This is a genomic window from Candidatus Binatota bacterium, from assembly GCA_012960245.1.
In the GTDB taxonomy this organism is placed as follows: Bacteria; Desulfobacterota; Binatia; order UBA1149; family UBA1149; genus UBA1149.
Genome location: DUBO01000030.1, coordinates 1 through 20,756 on the forward strand (window position 1 = coordinate 1; position 20,756 = coordinate 20,756).

Consider the following 20,756-nt stretch of genomic DNA (forward strand, 5'->3'; position numbering starts at 1 on the left):
GGGGAACTACTAGAACACTATCGAACAACGATTCCTCAATTGTAAATCTTGTTCTCATCCAATTCGTGACCAAAATGTTCGACTGCGTTAGTTAGGACGCAACCTCGCCCCCTTCAATCACACCACGCACTCGCAGTAGGCGTTTTAATGCCCAATAATGCCACAAAGTAAAAAAATATTGAAGTTAGTTGCTGGACTAGAAGTCTTTAACGGCTATGAGTATTCAGAATATTTGGGGGAAGTAAAAGTAGCAAAAGTGTCTAATCATTTTGGACCGCTTTCCAAAATACCACCTAACCCCTTGAAAAGATTGGTGGGTGCACAAGGACTCGAACCTTGGACCCGCTGCTTAAAAGGCAGCTGCTCTACCACCTGAGCTAACGGCCCATTTACCCGGGAAAGCCAGCGAAGACTAGCAGCGCAGCGGCGTTTTGCAAGGCTGGCCTGCGCGCGCGGCCGGACGCAAACAGCTCAGGCGTCGGCCTGCTGCAGATAGAGCGTCTGCGTCGGGTATGCGAATTCGATGCCCTCGGCCTCGAAGGTCCTGAATAGGGCGAGGTTGATCTCGTGCTGCACGTCCATGTAATCAACGTACTCGCGACTGAGTACGTAGTAGACCACCTCGAAGAGCAACGCAGAATCCCCGTAGCTGGCAAAGTGCACCCGGTCTACGCGCGTAAGCCGGACCCCCTCAATTATTCTCCTGACCGTGGCCGGTATCTCTTCGAGCTTGGCGGCCGGCGTCTGGTAAGTCACCCCGAACTGGAACAACGCCCTGCGCTCCATAAGGCTCTTGTAGTTCTGTATCCTGCTGCCCACGAGATCAGAGTTGGCAAAGATGATCTGCTCGCCCGCGAGACTGCGAAGCCGGGTGGTCTTGATACCTATGCGTTCCACGTTGCCCCTGATGTCACCCACAACCACGTAGTCACCCACCTCGAAGGGCTTGTCGAGGACGATGGACAGTGAGTTGAATATATCGCCGAGTACGCTCTGCGTGGCCAGGGCCACGGCGATGCCACCTACCCCAACGCCGGCCAGCAAGGTGGACACGTCTATGCCGAGGTTGTCCATGACCAATAGGCCAACCGCCGACCACATCGCCAGCCTGGCCACGAAGCCCACCGCACCGAAAGCCGAACCTCGCTCGAGTTGCAGCTGCTGCCCACCGGCGTCTTCGCCACCTACCTGTTCGCCAACCCTGAATCGCGTGGCCAGCCAGTAGGCAATGAGCAGGTTTCCCCAGGTCAGCACCTGGGCCGCGACGGCCACCACCAGCAGTCCCCATGCCGCCCGGTCGACGGCTTCGGCAAGACTGACCAGCGTTGAGCCGATATACAACGCCAGCAGCAACAGCACCCAGCGGCGCGTGGCTACTATCAGTTCGACGGCTATGTCGTCGAGCGTTCCAGCGGTGCGCCCGGCCAGCGCCTTGAGCCTGCCGGCCAGCACGCGCTTGCCCAGCAGCAACGCCAACAACACTACCGCGGCCACCGCCGCGGCGGCTGCCCAGGCTGCCATGCTGTTTCCCAAAACGACAGTAGATACCCAGTCGTTCATAATCCCTCACTCGCCGTCGCCCTCCAGGGCGCAACGGACAGCTCCCTTTTGACAAGGAAACCGGCCGCGCTCAACCTTGGCCCTGCTTCGTGCCGGGCCGCCTGCCCGCCACGCGCATAAAGGAGAGCTATTTTGAACTACTGGCTGGCGAAATCTGAACCGAAAAAATACTCCTGGGAGGACTTCGTAAGCGAGGGCCGGGACTACTGGGACGGTGTGCGCAACTACCAGGCACGCAACAACCTGTCGGCCATGAAGATCGGTGACCGGGTGCTTTTTTACCACAGCGTGACCGGCAAGGAGGTAGTCGGAATCGCCGAAATAGTGAGAGAAGCCTACCAGGACCCCACCACCGACGACGAACGCTGGGTAGCCGTGGACATGGTACCGGTGGAAAAACTCACCCAACCCGTGACCCTGGCCGATATCAAGGCTGAGCCAACGCTGGCCGAGCTCGCGCTCGTGAAACAATCGCGACTGTCGGTGGTACCCCTGCTGGCAAGCGAGTACCGAAAAATACTCTCACTGGCAAAGCCTTGACCGGGCCCGGCTGGGAATCACGCCTGGCCAGGCTGGACCTCGGACCGAGTGACAACCCGAAAGCACTCACCCTCGAACTGTACGTGGTCGACTCTCTCGACAAGCACATCGACCGCCAGCGCTTGTTGAACGAGCGGGAGCTGCCCGACCCTCCTTACTGGGCCTTGCCCTGGATTGGCGCGCGGGCAATCGCTCGCCGCCTGCTGGCAAATCCGCCGGGAGACGGCGTCGAGGCACTCGACCTCGGCTGCGGGCTGGGGCTGGCTGGCGTGGCGGCAGGGCTCTGCGGCTGCAGCGTAACTTTTGCCGACTACGCTCCCGAGTGCTTCGCTTTCGTCGAAGCCAGCGCCCGCTATCACGGGCTGAAGAACTGGCAGCTGCGCGAACTCGATTTCTGTCACGATAGACTGCCCACGAGCTACGACCTCGTACTCGCCGCCGACGTTGTCTACGAGCCCGAGTCTTACCGGCCGCTGGCCGAATTTCTCGATGCCCAGACCGCACAGAACGGCACGATACTGCTCACCGAAACGCTGCGGGCCGATGCCAGCCTGTGCCTCGGCCACCTGCGCGAACTGGGTTTCGTGGACCAGCCCAGTGCCCAGTGGGTGCTGGAAGACGGCCGCCGCGAGCGCACCTGGCTGCACGAGCTCCGCCGCCGCTGAAGCGCCACGCTCAGTCCTCTACGGGCAAGACCTGGCGTATCAAGGGGCTCAGATCCGGCCCCTTGCGCAAGCTGTGTCCGCCGTCAACCGATACGGCCTGCCCCGTGATCCAGGACGACTCCCCGCTGAGCAGGAAAGTGACCAGCGAAGCTACGTCGGTGGGTTCGCCAACCCGTCGCAGGGGCATGAGCTGCAGGTACTCCTCGGTCGAAGTCTCGTCAGTGGTAATCGGCTCCACGAGCCCGGTGCGCACCAGGCCGGGCATAACGGCGTTTACCCTCACCCCGTGCTCGCCGAGATCATCGGCCGCGCAGCGGGTGAGCATGTTGACCGCCGCCTTCGAGACGCAGTAGGCGGTCATCCAGGGGTGGGTGAGCTCGGCCGCTATAGAGCTCACGTTGACGATACTGCCTCCCCCGCAAGCCTTCATCGCCCGGGCTTCCCATCGCAGGGAGCTGTAGACACCAGACAGGTTGGTCTTGAGCGTGGCTTCAAAATCCTCCACCGGGCTGTTGATCACGGTACCTGCCGCGCCCTGCCCCGCTGCATTCACCGCGCCATCGAGCCCGCCCATGATTTTGACCGCTCGATCAACGGTCGCCCTGACCTGGGCGTCGTCGCCCACATCACAACTGGCCCAGGCAGCCGCCGCTCCCAGCTCGGAGCAGGCCTGCTCGAGTACATCCTCGCGACGGCCGGCCAGGACTACCCGGCCGCCGGCCTTGACCACCGCTTCAGCGCAGCCCAGGCCGATACCGCTGCCTCCTCCCGTGATCAGCACCCGCCGGTCTTTCATATCAGCCATGCGTCTTTATCTACCTCCACTATCTATCGGCGAACTATCTCTCGGCGAACTATCTCTCGGCGGGCCGCCACCCGGCAGCCCCCTATCAACCGCCCTGTGCGAGTCGCGACAGCCCCCGTTTGCACCGTTGGGCCGTGCGCGCAAGAAAACCATATGCAGTCCAGCGCCGCTACCCAGCCCAGCAGCGGCCTGTTGACCACCTTGCTCAGGCACGACGCCGGCGACGAGGCCGAGGCCCGCGACCTCGCTGAAATAATCGAGTTCGTAAGAATCGAGCCACGCCCCTTTGCCAGGAACAGCGACGACAGCCCACCCGCCCGCCAGGGACACCTGACCGGCAGCGCCATCGTCGTTTCAGCCGACGGCGAAAAAGTCGTCCTGCTGCACCACGCGAAACTGGACCGCTGGTTGCAGCCCGGTGGACACGGTGAGCCCGGCGAGCGCCTCGGCGAACAAGTAGCCCTGCGCGAGGCACGCGAAGAAACCGGCATCAACGGGCTCAGCCTGCATCCCGACGCACCGCAGCCACTCGACGTGGACGTACACGACATCCCCGGACGTGCCGACGAAGAAGCCCACCGCCACCTCGACCTGAGGTACCTGCTCGTGGCGCCTGCCGGCGCTCGATTAAAAATAGACCCCCGCGAATCCCTGGCCGTGGAATGGTTTGCATGGGAGCAGCTGGGCGAGCTCGGTCTTGACCAGGGCCTGCTGCGCGCGCTTGCCAAGGCACGACTGGCCATCATAGACGCCGCCACAGCGTAGACCCGCGACCTCACTGGACAGAGTCCACCCCGCCCCGGCCTGGTTGGCCGTCACGCGCGCGGAGCTTTTGGACGAGGTCTTCATGGGCTGCCTGGCTGATGGTGTAACCGCGGGCAAACCATGCGGCCAACAAGAGGAAGATCCCGGGACCAACACCGGTGAGCAGGCGCACCGCCCACAAGGTTTGCGGTTGCTGCTGGCGGCCAGCCTCGAGACCGGCGAAGTCGAGCAGGCCCAGGGCCAGAAAAACTGCCAACGCGCCAGAGAGTTTACGCAGGAAGGTAAACACCCCGTTGTAAAGCCCCTCCCGCCTCTCGCCCGTCAACAGGTCGTCCTCGTCGACAACGTCACCGACCATGGACCAGGGCAGAAACTCGGTCGCGGCAAAACCAAAAGCCAATAAGGGCGCGTGCACGAACATCACCCACGCGGGCCAGTCGGGCTGCGCGAGAACCAGTAAAGATTGCACGAGCGCCCACCAAATCGCCGCCCAGGTGAACATAGACGCCTTGTTTCGTCGCCCGGCAATCTTGAGCAACAGGGGCATCGAGGCGACCACGGCGAGCAAAAATACCAACATGAACTGCTCAAAGCGCTCGGTCTGGCCGAGCCAGTAGGTGCAGTAGATCACCAGCATGGCCGAGCAGAGGTCAATCGCTACCCGGCCCGACAGGTAGAGCCCCACCAGTCGCCTGAAATTGGCGTGTCGGCCAAGGACCCTGAAGCCCTCCACCAGCCCCAGCTGCACCCTCCGGTTGCCGAACGACGGGCGCTCGAAACTAACCCGGTAGGCGGCGAACCATGGCAGCGTGAGCACCACCCCCAGCAACATCCCTGCGCGAGCAAAGCCCTCGCCACCGCCGCCGAAGACCTCGGCCAGTGGGCGCATTCCGACCGCGGCCATCACACCCACCATCCCGGCAGCGCTGCGATAGCCGTTGATCGAGTTGCGCTCGTGGTAGCCGGTGGCCATCTCGGCCTGAAGTGCCATGTAAGGTATGACCAGCACGGTAGACGAGGTGGTCATCAGGCAGTAGGCCAGCGTGTAGTAAGCAAAACGGCCAGCCTCAGGAATCTGCCCGGGGTCGGTCCACAGCAACGCGAAGCTAAGACCGAAAGGCAGCGCGCCGATAAGAAAATACGGCCGGCGACGGCCTGACTTCCACCTCGTGCCGTCCGAGATGCGGCCCATGAGGGGGTCGGTAAAGGCGTCGAGTCCGCGGCCGGCAAGCGGCACCAGGCCGGCAAGCAGCGGTCGGAGGCCGGCTACCTCAATGAGAAAATAAGAAGCGAACACCAAAGAGAGCGCGCCAAAAACGATGCTGGAGGCAAACTCGCCGGAGGCGTAGATCGCCTTGAGCCGGGCCGGCAACTTGCCGCCCTCGTATAAACCTCTCACCGCCAACCTCGTGATCCCTGCTGCCGCGCGACTGCACAGCGACTGCCGACTGTGTACGCAGCCACTGCTACAGTCAACGCCGCGCCTGGCAGGTGCGGCGCTTCAGAATTTGACAAAACCCCGCCGCCGTTGGACATGAGTGGCGGAGCAAGGCTCATGACCGACACCCGTTTCACCCGCGAAGACGTCGATTTTGTTTGCAGGGGACTGAGCTGCGCCGCATGGCTGTACCGACCCGTCGTGCCCGCCACCGATGGTCGACTTCCGCCGCTTATCGTCATGGCGCACGGCTTCGGTGCCTGGCGGAATTTCGGCCTACCCGCTTTCGCCGAACGTTTTGCCGCGGCCGGTATGGCTGTCATGCTTTTTGACTACCGCTGCTTCGGCGACAGCGAAGGTTCTCCGAGAAACTGGGTCAGCCACCGGCGCCACCTTCAGGATTGGAAAGCAGCGGTCGCCCACGCACGCTCGCTGCAGGGAGTAGACGCTGGACGCCTGGCGCTGTGGGGCTCCTCGTTCTCGGGCGGGCACGTGGTAGTCACCGCCGCGGGCGACCCCGACATCAAAGCCGTGGTCGCACAGGTGCCGCTGGCCGACGGACCCGCCGCCATGTCATCCACGCCAGCGGCCAAGGGGCTGAAGATGCTCGCCGCCGGCCTGCGCGATGCCGGCCGGATGCTCAGCCGCAGGCCAGCTTACACACTGCCCATAGTGGGTGATCCGGGCGAACTCGCAGTGCTCAATGGCGAGAACTGCAGCGACGGCTACCTCGACATCGTTCCGGCTGGAAGCAACTGGGACAACAGCTGTCCAGCGCGGGTCGTCTTCACCGCCGCGTTCTACCGGCCGATAAAAAGCGCGCCGCACGTGACCTGCCCCACCCTGCTTCTGGCCGCCCGTCACGACGAGCTCGTGCCTTACGAATCAGTCGAACGCGAGGCCCGCGCCCTGCCCCGGGGAGAACTGGTAACGCTGGACTGCGGTCACTTTGACCCTTACCTCGGCGAGACCTTCGAACGCACGGTCTCCATCGAAACAGAGTTTCTCGCCAGGCACCTGCAAGCCTGACAGCCGCGGCGCTTGAGCTTCAGTCAACGAGCCCGTGCACGCGAGCAAAAGGATCCCAATTGGGGTCACGATGCCATTCGTACTCGGTCAGCTCGGCCAGCAGTTTAGCTTGTTCCTCGCCGAACTCCCGGGCCACGACGGCCAACGCCATGTCTATGCCCGCTGATACGCCCGAGGCGGTAACGATATCGCCGTCGTCAACCCAGCGGGCCTGCTTGACCCACTTTACAGCCGGCGTGAATTCAGTGATCTCGTTGAATAGAGCCTTGTTGGTAGTCGCAGGCCGGCCGTCGAGCAGGCCCGTGGCCGCCAGCAGCATACTGCCGCTGCACACGGTCATGGTCACGCGCGTTTCGGCAACGCGTTTTCCAAGCCAATCGAGCAACGGCTGGTTGGAAATTTCTTCCCTGCTGCCAAAGCCACCGGGGATGAGGAGCAGGTCCAGGGGCGGGCAATCATCGAGTGCGTAGTCTGCCACCGCTTCGACGCCCTGGGCCGATTTCACAGGGCCGGCAGAAAGAGCCACGGTGCACAGCTCGAGCTGCGGGCAGTTGCCGAACATTTCCAGTGGCCCGAACAGGTCGAGCAGTTCGAAAACCGGGTACAGCAGCGAACCCAGCAGCAGCTTGCGGTCAGCGGGCACGCTTCGACTAATGCCTGCTGCCAGCTCCCAGAAGAAGCCTGATCAACCGTTCATGCCCGCCGCACTGGCGGAAGGATGGAGGCTTGCGGCCGCGCTTTCGCGTTCGTTCATGCGCGAATACCAGGCCGACAGTTTTTCAAGTGACGGGTCAAGTGGCTGGCCGACCGTGGCAAAGAAATCCACGAAGCCGAACAGCAACAGGTCGGCCATTGTCAGTTGATCACCGGCAACGAACGGCTTGTCTCCCATGAGACCCTCGAGCCACTGCAGGCCATCGACAGCGGTAGCCTTGAGGCCGTCCGCCGCCTCGGGAATACAGCGCATTCGCTCTTCAAACAGGGCCAGGCCCTCGGCAAAACGAAACCCGTTGGCCATTGGCTCGCAGATCTTCAGATCCAGCCGCCTGGTCCACATGCGCGTAGTGGCCCGCTCTGCCGAGCTCTTGCCCACCAGCGAGCCATCACCGACGGTTTCGTCCAGGTACTCGCAGATAGCGGTTATCTCGGAGATCACCGAACCGTCGTCGAGAACCAGGGCGGGGAGCTGCCCGCCGGGATTGCTATCGGTGTACGGCGCGCGCCTGTTGTCCCCGCTAAGCAGGTCGACTTCTTCGAGCACGAGCTCGTGCCCCAGCTCGAGCGCAGCCATACGCACCACGCGGGGGTTGGGCCCCAGGGAATTGTAGAGTTTCATGCCTGAGCTGACAGCCTAGTGACCCATCAAGGTGTCGATATCAATCAGCAGCATCACCCAGGCGGAACTGTCACCGTCGGCGTCTATGACCTCGGCGCGAATACCGAACGGAGTAGTAGCGGAGCGGGCCGTTAGGCCTGCGCCCAGTAGCGAGGTGTCATCCTCCCCGATCTGCCAGCCACCGAGGGCGTGCACCGAGAACGTATCACTTATCTTGATAGTGGGCATCACAGCCGCGTAAATGCCGTCGCCGTCGTCGCCACCACGATCCAAGTAGCCACCTTCTAGAGCCAGCCAGTCGTAGGCTTCCTTCACGAAGAGCAGGCGCTGCCCGGTCTCGCTGTCTCCGTCTACCTTGGAATCACCGAGTCCGTAGCCGAAAGACACGTGCCCGTCGCCCTTGTACCAGTCACCCACGGCGGCCGCGGCCGGGATTGCCCCGGAAACTACCACGAAAAAGCAGATCAGTGTCGCAAGAATCACCTTCCTGGTAACCGTATTCATAACCCTGTTCATAAACTTGCTATCTCCTCCCTGCGGCGCGTAGCGGCACCGGTTACAGGCATATATCGCAGCACCCGGGTCCGCACAAGGCGGGCCTCGAAGAACCCGGTCTTTCATTACAGACCGTTCATACGGGGTCGTCGGCCCGGGAGGGCCTTTCAGCCCGGCTCGTGCGATAACCCGCCTCTCGCTTCCAGCGAAACGGCACAAGCATCTGCCCGCCGAAGTCCTGCGGAAAACGTTCCATGTCTTCGAGCCCCACGGCCGCGGGTGGCCTTTTGTCAGCTGGCAGGTAGCGCGTAGCAAAAACGATATCCCAGAGGATGAGATTAGCTCCGTAATTATGACAGGCCTCGGACGCCACGGCCGAGTGATGCCAGCGGTGCAGCGATGCCCCACTGAATACCCAGTCCAGCCAGCCCATCCGCAGGTCTATGTTGGAGTGCTGAAAAAGCCCGTGTACCGATTCGAAGCTGTAGAACAACAGCAGGCAATCTGCCGGGACTCCCAGCACAAGCAGCGGAGTCGTTTCGCAGACGAACACCCACAACACCCCGAGCGGGTGATCGCGGCCGGCATTGAGCCAGTACAGGCGCGTGGGGCTGTGATGGGTGGAGTGCAGGCGCCAGAAAAACTCCTTCTCGTGGGCGATTCGATGGGCCCAGTACTGGCCGAACTCCGCCAGCAACGCCGCCAGCACCACCTGCAGGGGCAAGGCCAGCTCTACCGGCCAGAGACCTCCGGCGCTCCCCTGCTGCGCATCGCGAAAAGGCAGCACGAGCAGCAACAGCAGCGGCAGGCCGAGCTTGAACAACTCGCGCGCCCCGTAACTGTTGACCAGCGAGTGAGCGGCGTCAGTCAGCAGGTCTGACCGACTACGGTTCCAGTCGACATCAAACGCCAGGGTCCGCTCAAACAGCGCGATAACGGTTATGGCCAGCAACGAAACTACGCCCAGCGTGGCCGCTTCGTTCATGCCGGCCTCCAGCATGAGCCAGGCCGTCAGCAGGCAGGTGCCCAGCAGCAGCGGAAACAAAAGCCAGGAAGCGGTTTGTCTGGCCCCGTCCTGGCCCATCAGTCCTCCGGCCCCGCAGCGGGCAGAGCAAAGGCCAGCAGAGCGTCGCCGGGCTCAGACCAGCCGTGGCCGCCGGCGGCAATGACGACAAACTGCCTGCTATCTGCACCCAGCCGGTAAGTGACCGGTGAAGAATTGGCAGTGTAAGGTATCCGCCTGGTCCAGACCTCGCGGCCGTCTTCGACGTCAAAAGCCCGAAAAAACTTGTCGGTCGTGGCGCCGATAAACACCAGGCCCCCGGCAGTCACGACCGAGCCCCCGAGATTCGGCGCACCCAGGGGCAACCACATGGGCCACGGCGCCATATCGCGCGTGGTGCCGAGCACCGACTCCCACAGGACCTCACCACTCACAAGGTCGACGGCGGTCATCGTACCCCAGGGCGGCGGATTGCACGGCGCCCCGGCGCTGGAAAGCAGGGGCCCACGCTTAAGCCCGTAAGGGGTGCCCTGCATGGGATAGAGCTCGTCGGGGTAGACCACGGATCCGCGGTCAAGCTTGTCAAACTTTTCGCGCTCAATGAGTTGTATCACCATGGGCGTGCGCAGCTGGTTGACGTACAGCCGCCCCCTCACCGGGTCGACCGAAACACCACCCCAGTTGGCTCCACCAGCCGAGCCCGGCCACTGCAGGGTCGGCGTGAGCTGAGGCGGCGTGAAGACACCATCGTTGCGCAACGACGCGATTCTTTCGCGACAGTCGGCCCTGTCCCAGGGGCTGAAACCAAAGGCATCCGACGCATCGAGCCTGCGCGGCTGCAGGGGAGCAGGATGAGTAGGAAACGGCTGCGTGGCCGAGAGCAGCTCGCCCGGCACACCATCGGTGGCCACCGCGAGTTCTTCCACCGGGTAAAGTGGCTCGCCGGTCAGGCGGTCGAGAAGAAACAGGTGCCCCATCTTGGTCGCCTGCACCAACCCGGGTCGGCCACCCCCGACGCCGGCAATGTCGAACAAGGTCGGCTGGGCCGGCACGTCGTAGTCCCAGACGTCGTGGTGGACAGTCTGGAAATGCCAGGCCGGCTCACCGCTGTCGAGATCAAGCGCGACCACCGAGCTGCCGTAGTAATCCAGCCCCCGGCGTTGGCCTCCGTAGAGGTCAGGCGAGGGGTTGCCCGTGGGCACATAAACCAGGCCGTTTTCTTCGTCGACAGACAGCGGTGCCCAGACGTTAGGGCTGCCCGATTGCCATCGCCCCCCGTTGTCGCCTGCCGCGGGATGCCAGGCGGGCGGCACCGGATCCCAGGCCCAGCGCAGGCTGCCGTCACGCGCGTCGAAAGCGCGCACTACGCCCGACGGCGCGTCTACGCGTTCGTTGTCAGCAACCAGGGCCCCCACTATGACCAGGTCGGCCACCGCCACGGGAGCCGAGGTCGGGTAATACTCCCATTGCTCGTGCTCGGACAGGCCCTCGCGCAGATATACCCTGCCAGCGTCGCCAAAGCCCGGGCAGGGTCGGCCGGTGTCGGCGTCAAGGGCAATCAGCTCCGAGTCACGCGTGCCGGTAAAAATACGCCGACTGCACAGCCTCGTACCACCATCCCTGCCCTCCTTACCGTCCTGCCACCACGCCACTCCGCGGCAAGTGAGCGGATAAGGCCCCTGCCCCCGCCGGAAGCGCAGCTCGGGGTCAAAGGCCCATTTCTCGACGCCGGTTTCAGCGTCGAGCGCTATGACCCGGTTGAACGGCGTGCAGAAATAGAGCGTACCCTCGGCCACGAGCGGCGTGACCTGGAAGGAACTGCGTGCCCACTCCCCGCTGCCGTCGGAGACATCGCCGTGCCGATACTCCCAGGCCAGCTGCAAGGAGTCCACGTTGGCAGCGGTGAGCTGGGTAAGCGGACTGTAACTCGTGCCCCCGGCATCGGCCCCGTAATGCGGCCAATCGGCCGTCGGTCCGCTGTAATCGACGCTTTCGCGGCCGCCACAGCCCACCGCCAGGACGCAGACGCCCAGGACACAGGCCCAGCCCAGCAAGCTAACGGAGAGTATTTTCTCTTTAGTTTTCATGCACTAAGGTCGTTCGAATCATGCGGAACTTCAGCGCGAAGGCCCGATCACGGTCTCAGCGTAGAGCTCCATGGCCCTGCGTTTTTCGTCCAGGCTCGACCGCGGGCCAAGGCTGTAGCTGAGCGGGTAACTGACCGTGGAGCTTGCCCCTTTTTCTTCAAGCCTGGCCAGCAGGTCAGGCGCGGGCGGTACCGAAAGGGGCAGCACGCACTCAAAGGGCAGATTTTCACGACCGGCCTCGCGTCTGAATACAGCCAGTGTGTCCAGCAGTTCGAAGGCAGATTCCTCGCTGTCACCGGCGCCCATGTAACCGTCGGCCGTGCTCGCCGCCCGCTTCAACGCCCGCCGGCTGCGACCGCCCGTATACACCGGTATGCCGCCAGCGGGAGCGGCCGGCAGGCTGCGCAGGGGGGCAAAGTCAAAAAACTCGCCGTGCCACTCCAGCTCCTCGCCCGTCCACAGCCGGCGCATGATGGCGATCATCTCGTCCATGCGGCGTCCGCGGCTTTTGAAATCGACGCCCAGCTGGTCGAATTCCTCTTTCATCCAACCCGTACCGGCTCCCAGGGCAAAGCGCCCATCGGACAACAGCGCAAGGGTCGCGCAGGCCTTGGCCACTTCGAGCGGGTGCCGCAGCGGCAGAATGTAGATCGAGCTCGATAGTTTCAGCTTGGTCGTCGCGGCGGCCACAGCACCCAGCACCGACCAGGTATCGGGAAAAGCCGTGTCGGCCGGAAAAGGAGGCGTCCCGTCCTCCGAGTAAGGATAAGGCGACGACAACGCGCTGGGATGAAAGAGGTGGTCGGAGAGAAACACCCCGTCAAAGCCTACCTCCTCGGCCATGCACGCGAGCTCCACCAACTGCCCGGGCTCTGTGAAAGAAAGCGCCTGCCAGAACTTCACTGCTTCTCCCCTTCGTAAACCACTTCCCTATCCCGGCCCGGAGGCCAGCGCCCAGCCCTGCTCGCCGCCGCGCGCCGAGCCCTCGGTCTCCAACTTGCGCAGGTGCGCGGCCACCGACCAGGCCGCCGCCGGGTGCAGAAAAACGGGCACGTCGGTGTACACCAGTTCCACTATCGCCTCAACGGCCATGGGCTTGTCGCCGAGGCAGGCCAGCACTTGTCGTTCTCGAAGATTGCGGTGGGCTATCAACTCGCCCACCTTGCGCGCCGGGTCGTTAATGGCCGGGCCGTGGGCGGGATAAATAATATTAGGTGAGATATCGAGCAGCAGGGCCAGGGAGTCGAGGTACTGCGCCATGTCGCCGTTGCCCGGTATCACCGTGGTACCGGCGCCGAGCACGTTGTCGCCGCTGAACACCGCGTTCTCTTCTTCGAGCACGAAACAGAGATGGTCTGCTGCGTGGCCGGGCGTGGCCAGCGCCCTCAAGGTGGCTCCTTCAACAGAAACACGCCCGCCATCAGCGAGATCGCTTATCTCCAGGTCGCGGTCATATTCGGCGCAGCGCGCCTTGTGAACCGGCATGTCACCATAGCGATTGAGCACCTGCGCAACCCCGCCAATGTGGTCGGGGTGACCGTGGGTCAGGACCATGGCCTCTAGCTGTCTGCCCTCCAGCGCCTCGTGCAACTTGTCGGCCCAGCCCTCCACTCCCTGCCCGGTGTCGAGCAACAGCAGGCTCTCACCGGTGCCCAGCAGGTAGGTGTTGGTGCCCGGCCCGGTGAACGGCCCCGGGTTCTGGCCCAGTACAACCTGCACTCGCGGAGACCAGCGGGCGATATCGGGCATCTCGAGGCCCATCATGCTGTCGGTTACTATCCGGCGGGGTTCCTGCTGCATGGCTTACTCCGCGCTCCGCACGCGCCCCCCGACAATACCAACAGGCACGCGTCCGCGGCAAGTCGCCTACCCGCCTGCCTCAATTGCAGGCCAACGCGCCGCAGACCATGTCGCAGGAAACAAGGCCGACACTGCACTGCGCCATGCGCAGCGCATCGGCGATGCTGCAAGTGCCATCGGGCGTACCCGGCGGACTCACGTCGCAGTTGACGAAGGAGGATAGCGTCGTGCAGGCCCGGAGGCCTACAGTGAACTGGGCCACCAGCATGGCGTCGATCACGTTTATGATGCCGTCCGAGTTGACATCTCCGCAGCCATCTCCGCCAGCAGTAATTTCCAGGTTGAGGAGCACCGGCAGGTGGTCCGAGGCATCAACGGTATCATTTGCCTGCAACCCCGGCGGAAGGCTGCCAGCGGCGAAGGTAAGGGTGTTAAGAACCTCGCCCCCCACCACGAAGGTGGCCAGCGCCGGCGACGGCAACAGATAATCGACCCGGCGCGAAAGATAAGTGCCGCGAGCAGGGTCAGCGTTCAGCGTTTCGAGCCGCGAGTTGTTGACGTCCAGCGGGTTGAGCAACAGGAGCCCTTCGTCGAGTAAGCTCGTGACCTCGGCGTCACCATCTTCTTCGTTGAGGTCACCAGCGTAGACCAGCAGGGCCAATGGGTCAGCGGCCATGCTCGCAGCGACGAGTGCCGACGACGCGACTGATTCCTGTTGCCTTATGGCGTTCACCGACGCGTCCCAATGCGCGACCCACACGAGCAGGTCCTGCCCGGGCAGGTCAATGGTGGCTTCCAGAAGAGTGCGCTTACTGGTCTGACCGTTACCAGACAGACCGTGCTCGACCGCCGACCCGACTACGAGCGGGTAAAGGCTCATTACTGCCCTTCTATTTCCGGCACCGTCGGCAGTCGAGTACACCGACTCGTAGGCAGGGTTGTCGGCCAGAAAATCCTCCAGGTTGGCCAGCCCCTTCCCCTCCTGCAACAGCACGACGTCTGGGGCCAGGTAGTCGATGATGCGTTGCAGGGCCGCACGGTCACCGGAACCGGGCGCGCCCGCACCGTTTATGTTGTAGCTGAGCAGCGACAGCGGCCAGGCCGCCGACTCGCCGGTTGGCAGCAGCAGAAACAGGGCCAGCAATGCCGCGGCTGGCCGCGCAAGAAGCCGCCGACGTTTTGCGAAGCTGTCCACAGGCGAAGTTTACATACATGTAATAGGCCGTGGCAAGAGAATTCGGTTCAGGGATTTTCGATGCCCTGCGTCTTCCGTGTCGAGGCACCGAACCTGCCCCCCCCTTCTGGGGGGGGCCGCGCGTTTTACACCGATGATGGTTCAGAAGGGTCGGCCGAGATCAGCCCAGCGAAGTCATTACGCCGCCGACCACGAGAACCTGCCCGCTCACTACCGCTCATTTCTGCGGGCCCCGTTGCAAGCCCTCCATCAATCTCGCTGCCAGCCCGCTCAACTCGCCACGATCGGCTGTCTTGCGATTGGCAAAATCAAAGCCTTCGCCATCCGCCCGCGGGATAAGGTGCACGTGATAGTGAAATACCGTCTGCCCGGCGGCAGTACCGTTGGCCTGGTAAACGGCGATTCCGTCAGGCTTAAGCTCGGCCTTGAGGACCCCTGCTATCTTCAGCTGAAGCGCGGCCACCGCCAGCATATCGGCCTCGCTGATCTCGAATATATTCTCGGCGTGTGCACGGGGAACCACCAGCAAGTGCCCCCTGGACAGTGGAAACAGGTCCATGAAGGCCATTACGCGATCGTCTCGGTAGACGAGGGCTGCGGGCGCGTCGCCGCGCGCGATGAGACAGAATATGCAAGAGTCGCCGGTATTACTCACCGCTACTTCCCCGCCAGGCCGCGCGCTCCAAGGCGCGAGCCGTGATTCTTCCTGCGCAGTGGTGACCCCTACGGGACTCGAACCCGTGTTTTCGGCGTGAGAGGCCGACGTCCTGGACCACTAGACGAAGGGGCCATGCGACGCCATAAAAAACGCCGGGAGCCAAACATAGTCGGCTCCCGGCGTACGGTCAAAGGTAGGCCTTTCAGTTAGAAGATTTTGCCTTGAACTGCTTACCCGTATTTTTGTTGGCTCCCGAAAACGTGTTCGACCAGCAGCCACCTTCGTCGTTTATCAGCTGCACGGTGAGCCCCGGTTCCATGCTCAAAGGCAAGCTGACCATTCCGAGCAAAGGACCACGCCCCTTGACCTTGACCAAGGCTCTGCCGTCAGAACCTGCCTTGAGCTTGACCAGACTCAGCCCATCAGCCACAAAGCCGCTCTTGTCCTTGAACACGAACCCGCGTGCGCTGCCAATCCAGCAAGCCCGGTTACCGCAAAGACCACCCACGGGCAACTCCTGGTCCATCACGTTGGACTGGACTCCTCCGACCGAATCCCAGGTACATACGCGCATGTTCGTACTACTCGCCGGGGCACCAAAGTCAGAAGTGGTCGTTGCCGCGCCAGCCTTCCAGGTCCAACCGAGTTTGTCGCGAGAGTCGCTGGAGTCGTCCTTCAGCTTGAAGACCGATTTACCGGACTGGGTCGGTTCGAAACAACCGGTCAGCGGTTCTACCGGGCAACCAAAGGCTCCCGAAACGCAAACACCGGCAGAGCATTGGTCGCCCAGGGTAACGGAGTCACCGTCACTGCAGGACGCGGTGTTGTTCGATGTCACGCAACCGCTGGCGGAATCACAGCTGTCGTCGGTACAAACGTCACCGTCGTCGCAGACCGGGGGTGCACCTCCGACGCATACACCGCCCGAACAGGTATCGTCGGTGGTGCAGGCATCGCCATCGTCACAGCTCGCGCCGTTGTTGGCAAAGGAACATCCACTTGCCGGTTCGCAACTATCGTCGGTGCAAAGATTGCCATCATCGCAGACAGGCGGAAGGCCACCTACGCAAGCCCCGGCGCTGCAACTGTCGCCCGTGGTGCAAGCGTTGCCGTCATCGCAAGCCCGCGAAACGGCGACACTGAAACAACCACCGACCAGGTCACAACTGTCGTCGGTGCAGATATTATCATCGTCGCAATCAGCCGGCGCGCCCCCAGCACAGGAACCAGCGCTGCAGGTGTCGGCGGTAGTGCAGGCATCGCCATCATCGCACGCCGAGGAATTGTCAGAATAGGCGCAGCCCGTCCCGGGGTCACAGCTGTCGTCAGTACAGCCATTGCCATCGTCACATTCGCGAGCGGGACCGCCCTGGCATGTACTCGCCTCGCAGGTATCCCCGGTGCTGCAGGCGTCGCCGTCGTCACAGCTACTCGTGTTATCTGCATAAGCACAACCGCTGGCTGGCTCGCAGGAATCGTCGGTACAGACGTTACTGTCACCGCAGTCCCTGGCCGCGCCCGAGACACAGGCACCCGCCGAGCACTGGTCGTCTACCGTGCACGCGTTGGCATCATCACAACCGACCGAGTTGTCCGTAGACTCGCAGCCGGTTGCCACGTTGCACGAATCGTCGGTGCAAAGATTGTTGTCGTCGCAGTTCGGCGCCGGCCCACCAACACAGGTACCAGCGCTGCAGGCATCTGCGAGCGTGCAAGCGTTGCCGTCGTCGCAGGCCGAGTTATCAACCGTGGCTGGATCGCTGCACACACCGGTTGCGGTGTCGCAGACACCCACGTCGTGGCACTGGTCAAGGGCGGTGCACACTACCGGGTTTGAACCCGTGCACACACCGGCCTGGCAGCTATCGCTCTGCGTGCAAGCGTTGCCGTCGTCGCAGGGAGCGATATTAAACGTGTGTTCGCAGGCGTGGGCCACGATGTTGCAGATATCGTCGGTGCAGGGGTCACCGTCGTCGCATAGAGCGATCGCCGGATAACCCGGAGCCGGCGTACCATCTACGCAACCGTTATCGATGCCGACCGAGGTCACACCCTGGGCGTCATCCACCGCTGAATTACCTTCGATCTGAAAAGTGGCGAGGCGTACAGGCCCGCACTCTACGGTCACTACTGCCGGGGACAGGGGAACTACTTCGCCCGCCCTGATGGACCACAGCGTCCACACCACGTCCTGGGCAGCGCCGAGGACATCCCCGGTGGCCAGGTCGAGTATCTCCTGGGCCACGACCTGCACGTTGTTGGTGCCGAACTCGATAGGACCGGCGTCAGTATGAAAAGTCGCCACGCAGCCACTAAATCCGACCTCGTCGCCGGGGCAGATTTCTGACACGCCACTTCCGGCTGGAGGGGTCGCCGGCCCGCAACCGGTAAATTCACCGAGGCCCGTACCTGGGCTACCCGTGACATTGCCCAGTTCGTCGGTCAGGCCGTCACCCATCTGCCCGAAGAGGTTTGTAAACAAGCTCCGGGGGACGTTCGGAATTACTATATCAAAACGTGCCAGAGCGGGCCTGCTGGCGTTGTCGAAGGTAACCGGCAAACCTACCAACTCGGTGCCGGTGCCGAGAAAAAGCTCCAGCGGGCCGAGCAGCGGATCCACGCAGGGCGCTGCGCAACCGGCAAGCCCCAGGCAGCCGGCCACCGCTGTGCCGGGTGCACAGCTACCGTCCACGGCACAAAGGTCGCCGCTGGTACAGGGATCGCCATCCGAGCAGGCACCGGCCGGAACGACTGGGCCCGGAACACAAGCTCCAGCGAGGCAGACGTCACCCGAGGTGCAGGGGTCGCCGTCTTCGCAGGCACCGGTGAGCATGATGTTTGAACAAACTCCGAGAGCACAGCTGTCGGCAGTACAGGGGTTGGCGTCGCCGCACTCGAGCAGGCAACTCGCCGAACAGCAGTCACCGTCGAGATTGTTTCCGTCATCGCATTCTTCGCCCGGATCGGGGGAACCGTTTCCGCAGATGCCATCTGTTATCAAGGCCGAGTCCAACGCCGTCGCGCCAAGGGCGCCCGGTGTTGCCGAAGCTATTACAACACCCTGGGCGTCGTCCAGTGCTGAACTGTTTATGAGTTCAAATGTTGCGAGCGTGGTCGCGCCCTGGCTTATGGTTACGGTTGACGGAGAAAGTGGTTCGACGTCAGCAGAACGAATCGAGAACAGCAGCCAGGCTACGTCCTGCCGCGCTCCCGTGACCGTCACCCCGTCCAGAGCAAAAGTTTCCTGGGCTACAATCTGCGCGTTATTGCGGTCGAAGACGACGTTACCCGACGCCGTGCTGAAGGTCGCCGAAAAGCCGTCGACCCCCACTTCGTCGCCGGGACAGATCGATCCGGCACCGCAGCCGGCAAACTCCCCGAGACCGGTTCCGTTTCCCCCGGTCGCGTTGCCCACATCGTCGGTCAGGCCATCGCCGAGTTGCCCCGAAGTGTTGGTAAACAAATTCCGTGGGACGTTCGCGATGACGATGTCAAAACGGGCCAATGCCGGCCCGCTCACGTTGGCAAACTCCACCGACAGGCCTGCGCTGGAAAGGTCGTTGGCATCGCCAAGATAGGCCTCTACCGCCCCGACCGCCGGGTCGAAACAGGGCGCGATACACTGGGCGTGCACAACATTCACAGACATGGCGGCAGACAAAAAGGTTGATGTGAGGAAAGAAGCAACCCCAAAGGTCACCTTGCGGCAGTTAGTTTTCAATTCAGTACCCTCCCGTTAAGCGCGCAACAACGCGCAGAGTCCTGCCCCCAGGCCCATTTAAGTTCGTGGCATCTAATCCACGCGTAATGTGTACCAAGATTGGGATGACCCACTACACCCCCTGCTGGGTAATTCGGATGAAACAGCCCTTTTTTCACCCCTTAGGGGGAGCGAGCTTACAGGGAGCAGACCAAGTAACGCCATGAACAGTTACCACCTCGACGGGGGTGACCAGCCACCGATGAGCCGAACTGACATCGGACAGTATCCGTGAGATAAAGGTGAGCGCCCGCCAGCCGATCCACAGGCAGCGCGAGGAAAACACGAAAGCCCAATGCCGGAGATAGAAAGCAGCCAGGAGCTGGTGAGCCAGGTTTACCAACAGAGCAGGTCCCGACTCGAGATTGTCAGGAGCAGGCGGCCCGGGCCGCTCACCCTCGCCGATAAAATACTGCTCGGCCACCTTGATGACCCGGCCTCGAGCGAGCTTGACCGTGGTTCGTCCTACGTCGCCCTGCGCCCCGACCGCGTGGCCATGCAGGACGCGACTGCACAGATGGCCCTGCTTCAATTCATGCAGGCAGGCCGCGATGAAACTGCCGTTCCCGCTACCGTCCACTGCGACCATCTCGTGCGTGCCCACTCCGGCGCCGACAGCGACCTGGCCACCGCAAGGAATGAAAACAGTGAGGTATACGATTTTCTCTCGACCGCCTGCTCCAAGTACGGGCTTGGTTTCTGGGGACCCTCTTCGGGAATAATCCACCAGGTTGTACTGGAAAACTATGCTTTTCCCGGCGGCCTGATGATCGGCACCGATTCTCACACGCCCAACGCGGGAGGCCTGGGCATGTGCGCAGCCGGCGTGGGCGGCGCCGACGCGGTGGACGTGCTGGCGGGCTTTTCCTGGGAAGTATTGTTGCCCAGGGTCACCGGCGTGAGGCTGGTGGGAGAGTTGTCGGGTTGGACCGCGCCCAAGGACATCATACTAGCCCTGCTGGGCATGCTCAGCGTAAAAGGCGGAACCAACCGCGTAATCGAGTATTTTGGTGCGGGAACCGCAGCGATTTCCTGCACCGGTAAGGCCACCATCTGCAACATGGGAGCTGAGCTTGGAGCCACCTGTTCGGTCTTCCCTTTTGACCAGCGCATGGCGCTGTACCTGCGGGCCACCGGCCGCTCAGCCCTTGCCGACCTCGCGGAGAAAGCCAACGACCTCCTGACCGCTGATGGCGAGGTGGCCGAATCGCCAGAAAGATACTACGACGAGGTCTACGAGATCGACCTCTCCACGCTGGAACCACACGTGGTGGGACCGCACACGCCAGACCTCGCGCGACCTATCTCGCAACTGGCCGGGGATACTGCCCGCGAGAACTACCCCGACCGTATATCGACGGCGCTGGTGGGCAGCTGCACTAACTCCTCCTACGAAGACCTCACTCGCGCGGCCGACATCGCCCGGCAGGCAGCCGACCTGGGACTGGTGATGAAGAGCAAGTTGTTGGTGAGTCCCGGCAGCGACACGATCTTCAAGACCATCGCCCGCGACGGGCAGATGGATACCCTGTCTGCCGTTGGTGCCGAAGTGCTGGCCAACGCCTGTGGGCCCTGTATAGGCCAGTGGCAGCGCGACGATATAGAGAAGGGGCAGGCGGA

Annotated in this window: 18 protein-coding genes and 2 tRNA genes; 5 read left to right on the forward strand and 15 right to left on the reverse strand. The window is 62.7% G+C overall.

Going from position 1 to position 20,756, the window contains the following annotated elements; translation table 11 throughout:
• Positions 1–311: 311 nt before the first annotated feature.
• Positions 312–387 (reverse strand) — tRNA-Lys (locus EYQ35_05225).
• A gap of 84 nt (positions 388–471) precedes the next feature.
• Positions 472–1,560 (reverse strand): mechanosensitive ion channel family protein, encoded by a 1,089-nt coding sequence (locus EYQ35_05230; protein HIF63542.1) that lies wholly within the window; start codon positions 1,558–1,560, stop codon positions 472–474.
• A gap of 132 nt (positions 1,561–1,692) precedes the next feature.
• Between EYQ35_05230 and EYQ35_05235 the strand changes: the two genes are divergently transcribed.
• Positions 1,693–2,100, forward strand: coding sequence for an EVE domain-containing protein (locus EYQ35_05235; protein ID HIF63543.1), 408 nt, complete (start codon positions 1,693–1,695; stop codon positions 2,098–2,100).
• Positions 2,031–2,765 carry a hypothetical protein gene (locus tag EYQ35_05240; GenBank protein ID HIF63544.1) on the forward strand — a complete coding sequence of 245 codons (735 nt, stop codon included), beginning with the start codon at positions 2,031–2,033 and terminating at the stop codon, positions 2,763–2,765. Before EYQ35_05235 ends, EYQ35_05240 begins: the two co-directional genes overlap by 70 nt.
• 10 nt (positions 2,766–2,775) lie before the next feature.
• Here EYQ35_05240 and EYQ35_05245 read toward each other — a convergent pair whose 3' ends face one another.
• Positions 2,776–3,570 carry a glucose 1-dehydrogenase gene (locus EYQ35_05245; protein HIF63545.1) on the reverse strand — a complete coding sequence of 265 codons (795 nt, stop codon included), beginning with the start codon at positions 3,568–3,570 and terminating at the stop codon, positions 2,776–2,778.
• Positions 3,571–3,723: 153 nt separating this feature from the next.
• On the opposite strand from EYQ35_05245, the gene EYQ35_05250 reads away from it, so the two are divergent.
• Positions 3,724–4,335: an NUDIX domain-containing protein gene (locus EYQ35_05250; GenBank protein HIF63546.1), complete on the forward strand. Its 612-nt coding sequence runs from the start codon at positions 3,724–3,726 to the stop codon at positions 4,333–4,335.
• Between the two features lie 10 nt (positions 4,336–4,345).
• Here EYQ35_05250 and EYQ35_05255 read toward each other — a convergent pair whose 3' ends face one another.
• Positions 4,346–5,773 carry a hypothetical protein gene (locus EYQ35_05255; GenBank protein ID HIF63547.1) on the reverse strand — a complete coding sequence of 476 codons (1,428 nt, stop codon included), beginning with the start codon at positions 5,771–5,773 and terminating at the stop codon, positions 4,346–4,348.
• 117 nt (positions 5,774–5,890) lie between these two features.
• Between EYQ35_05255 and EYQ35_05260 the strand changes: the two genes are divergently transcribed.
• Positions 5,891–6,802, forward strand: coding sequence for an alpha/beta fold hydrolase (locus tag EYQ35_05260; GenBank protein HIF63548.1), 912 nt, complete (start codon positions 5,891–5,893; stop codon positions 6,800–6,802).
• Positions 6,803–6,821: 19 nt separating this feature from the next.
• On the opposite strand, the gene EYQ35_05265 is transcribed toward EYQ35_05260, so the two are convergent.
• The 11 genes from EYQ35_05265 to EYQ35_05315 all read right to left on the reverse strand — a co-directional run bounded on the left by EYQ35_05265 (position 6,822) and on the right by EYQ35_05315 (position 19,097).
• On the reverse strand, positions 6,822–7,364 hold the full coding sequence (locus EYQ35_05265; protein ID HIF63549.1) for a DJ-1/PfpI family protein: 543 nt from the start codon (positions 7,362–7,364) through the stop codon (positions 6,822–6,824).
• Between the two features lie 123 nt (positions 7,365–7,487).
• The gene (locus EYQ35_05270; protein HIF63550.1) at positions 7,488–8,138 is read right to left on the reverse strand and encodes a glutathione S-transferase family protein; all 651 of its coding nucleotides are present in this window, start codon (positions 8,136–8,138) and stop codon (positions 7,488–7,490) included.
• Positions 8,139–8,153: 15 nt separating this feature from the next.
• Positions 8,154–8,654 carry a hypothetical protein gene (locus EYQ35_05275; GenBank protein HIF63551.1) on the reverse strand — a complete coding sequence of 167 codons (501 nt, stop codon included), beginning with the start codon at positions 8,652–8,654 and terminating at the stop codon, positions 8,154–8,156.
• 115 nt (positions 8,655–8,769) lie between these two features.
• A complete protein-coding gene (locus tag EYQ35_05280) occupies positions 8,770–9,717 on the reverse strand; it encodes a sterol desaturase family protein (GenBank protein HIF63552.1) in 948 nt (315 codons plus the stop codon).
• On the reverse strand, positions 9,717–11,723 hold the full coding sequence (locus tag EYQ35_05285; GenBank protein ID HIF63553.1) for a pyrroloquinoline quinone-dependent dehydrogenase: 2,007 nt from the start codon (positions 11,721–11,723) through the stop codon (positions 9,717–9,719). The genes EYQ35_05280 and EYQ35_05285 overlap by 1 nt, the downstream gene beginning before the upstream one ends.
• A 30-nt stretch (positions 11,724–11,753) precedes the next feature.
• Positions 11,754–12,626 (reverse strand): TIGR03619 family F420-dependent LLM class oxidoreductase, encoded by an 873-nt coding sequence (locus EYQ35_05290; GenBank protein HIF63554.1) that lies wholly within the window; start codon positions 12,624–12,626, stop codon positions 11,754–11,756.
• A 27-nt stretch (positions 12,627–12,653) separates the two neighbouring features.
• Positions 12,654–13,523 carry a beta-lactamase-like protein 2 gene (locus tag EYQ35_05295; GenBank protein ID HIF63555.1) on the reverse strand — a complete coding sequence of 290 codons (870 nt, stop codon included), beginning with the start codon at positions 13,521–13,523 and terminating at the stop codon, positions 12,654–12,656.
• Positions 13,524–13,602: 79 nt separating this feature from the next.
• Positions 13,603–14,718 (reverse strand): hypothetical protein, encoded by a 1,116-nt coding sequence (locus EYQ35_05300; GenBank protein ID HIF63556.1) that lies wholly within the window; start codon positions 14,716–14,718, stop codon positions 13,603–13,605.
• A gap of 217 nt (positions 14,719–14,935) precedes the next feature.
• Positions 14,936–15,373 (reverse strand): HIT family protein, encoded by a 438-nt coding sequence (locus EYQ35_05305; GenBank protein HIF63557.1) that lies wholly within the window; start codon positions 15,371–15,373, stop codon positions 14,936–14,938.
• A gap of 59 nt (positions 15,374–15,432) precedes the next feature.
• A tRNA-Glu gene (locus tag EYQ35_05310) sits at positions 15,433–15,508 on the reverse strand.
• A 70-nt stretch (positions 15,509–15,578) separates the two neighbouring features.
• Positions 15,579–19,097: a hypothetical protein gene (locus tag EYQ35_05315; protein ID HIF63558.1), complete on the reverse strand. Its 3,519-nt coding sequence runs from the start codon at positions 19,095–19,097 to the stop codon at positions 15,579–15,581.
• Between the two features lie 334 nt (positions 19,098–19,431).
• Between EYQ35_05315 and EYQ35_05320 the strand changes: the two genes are divergently transcribed.
• Positions 19,432–20,756 (forward strand): aconitate hydratase (locus EYQ35_05320; protein ID HIF63559.1); only part of this gene is annotated, 1,325 nt, incomplete at its 3' end.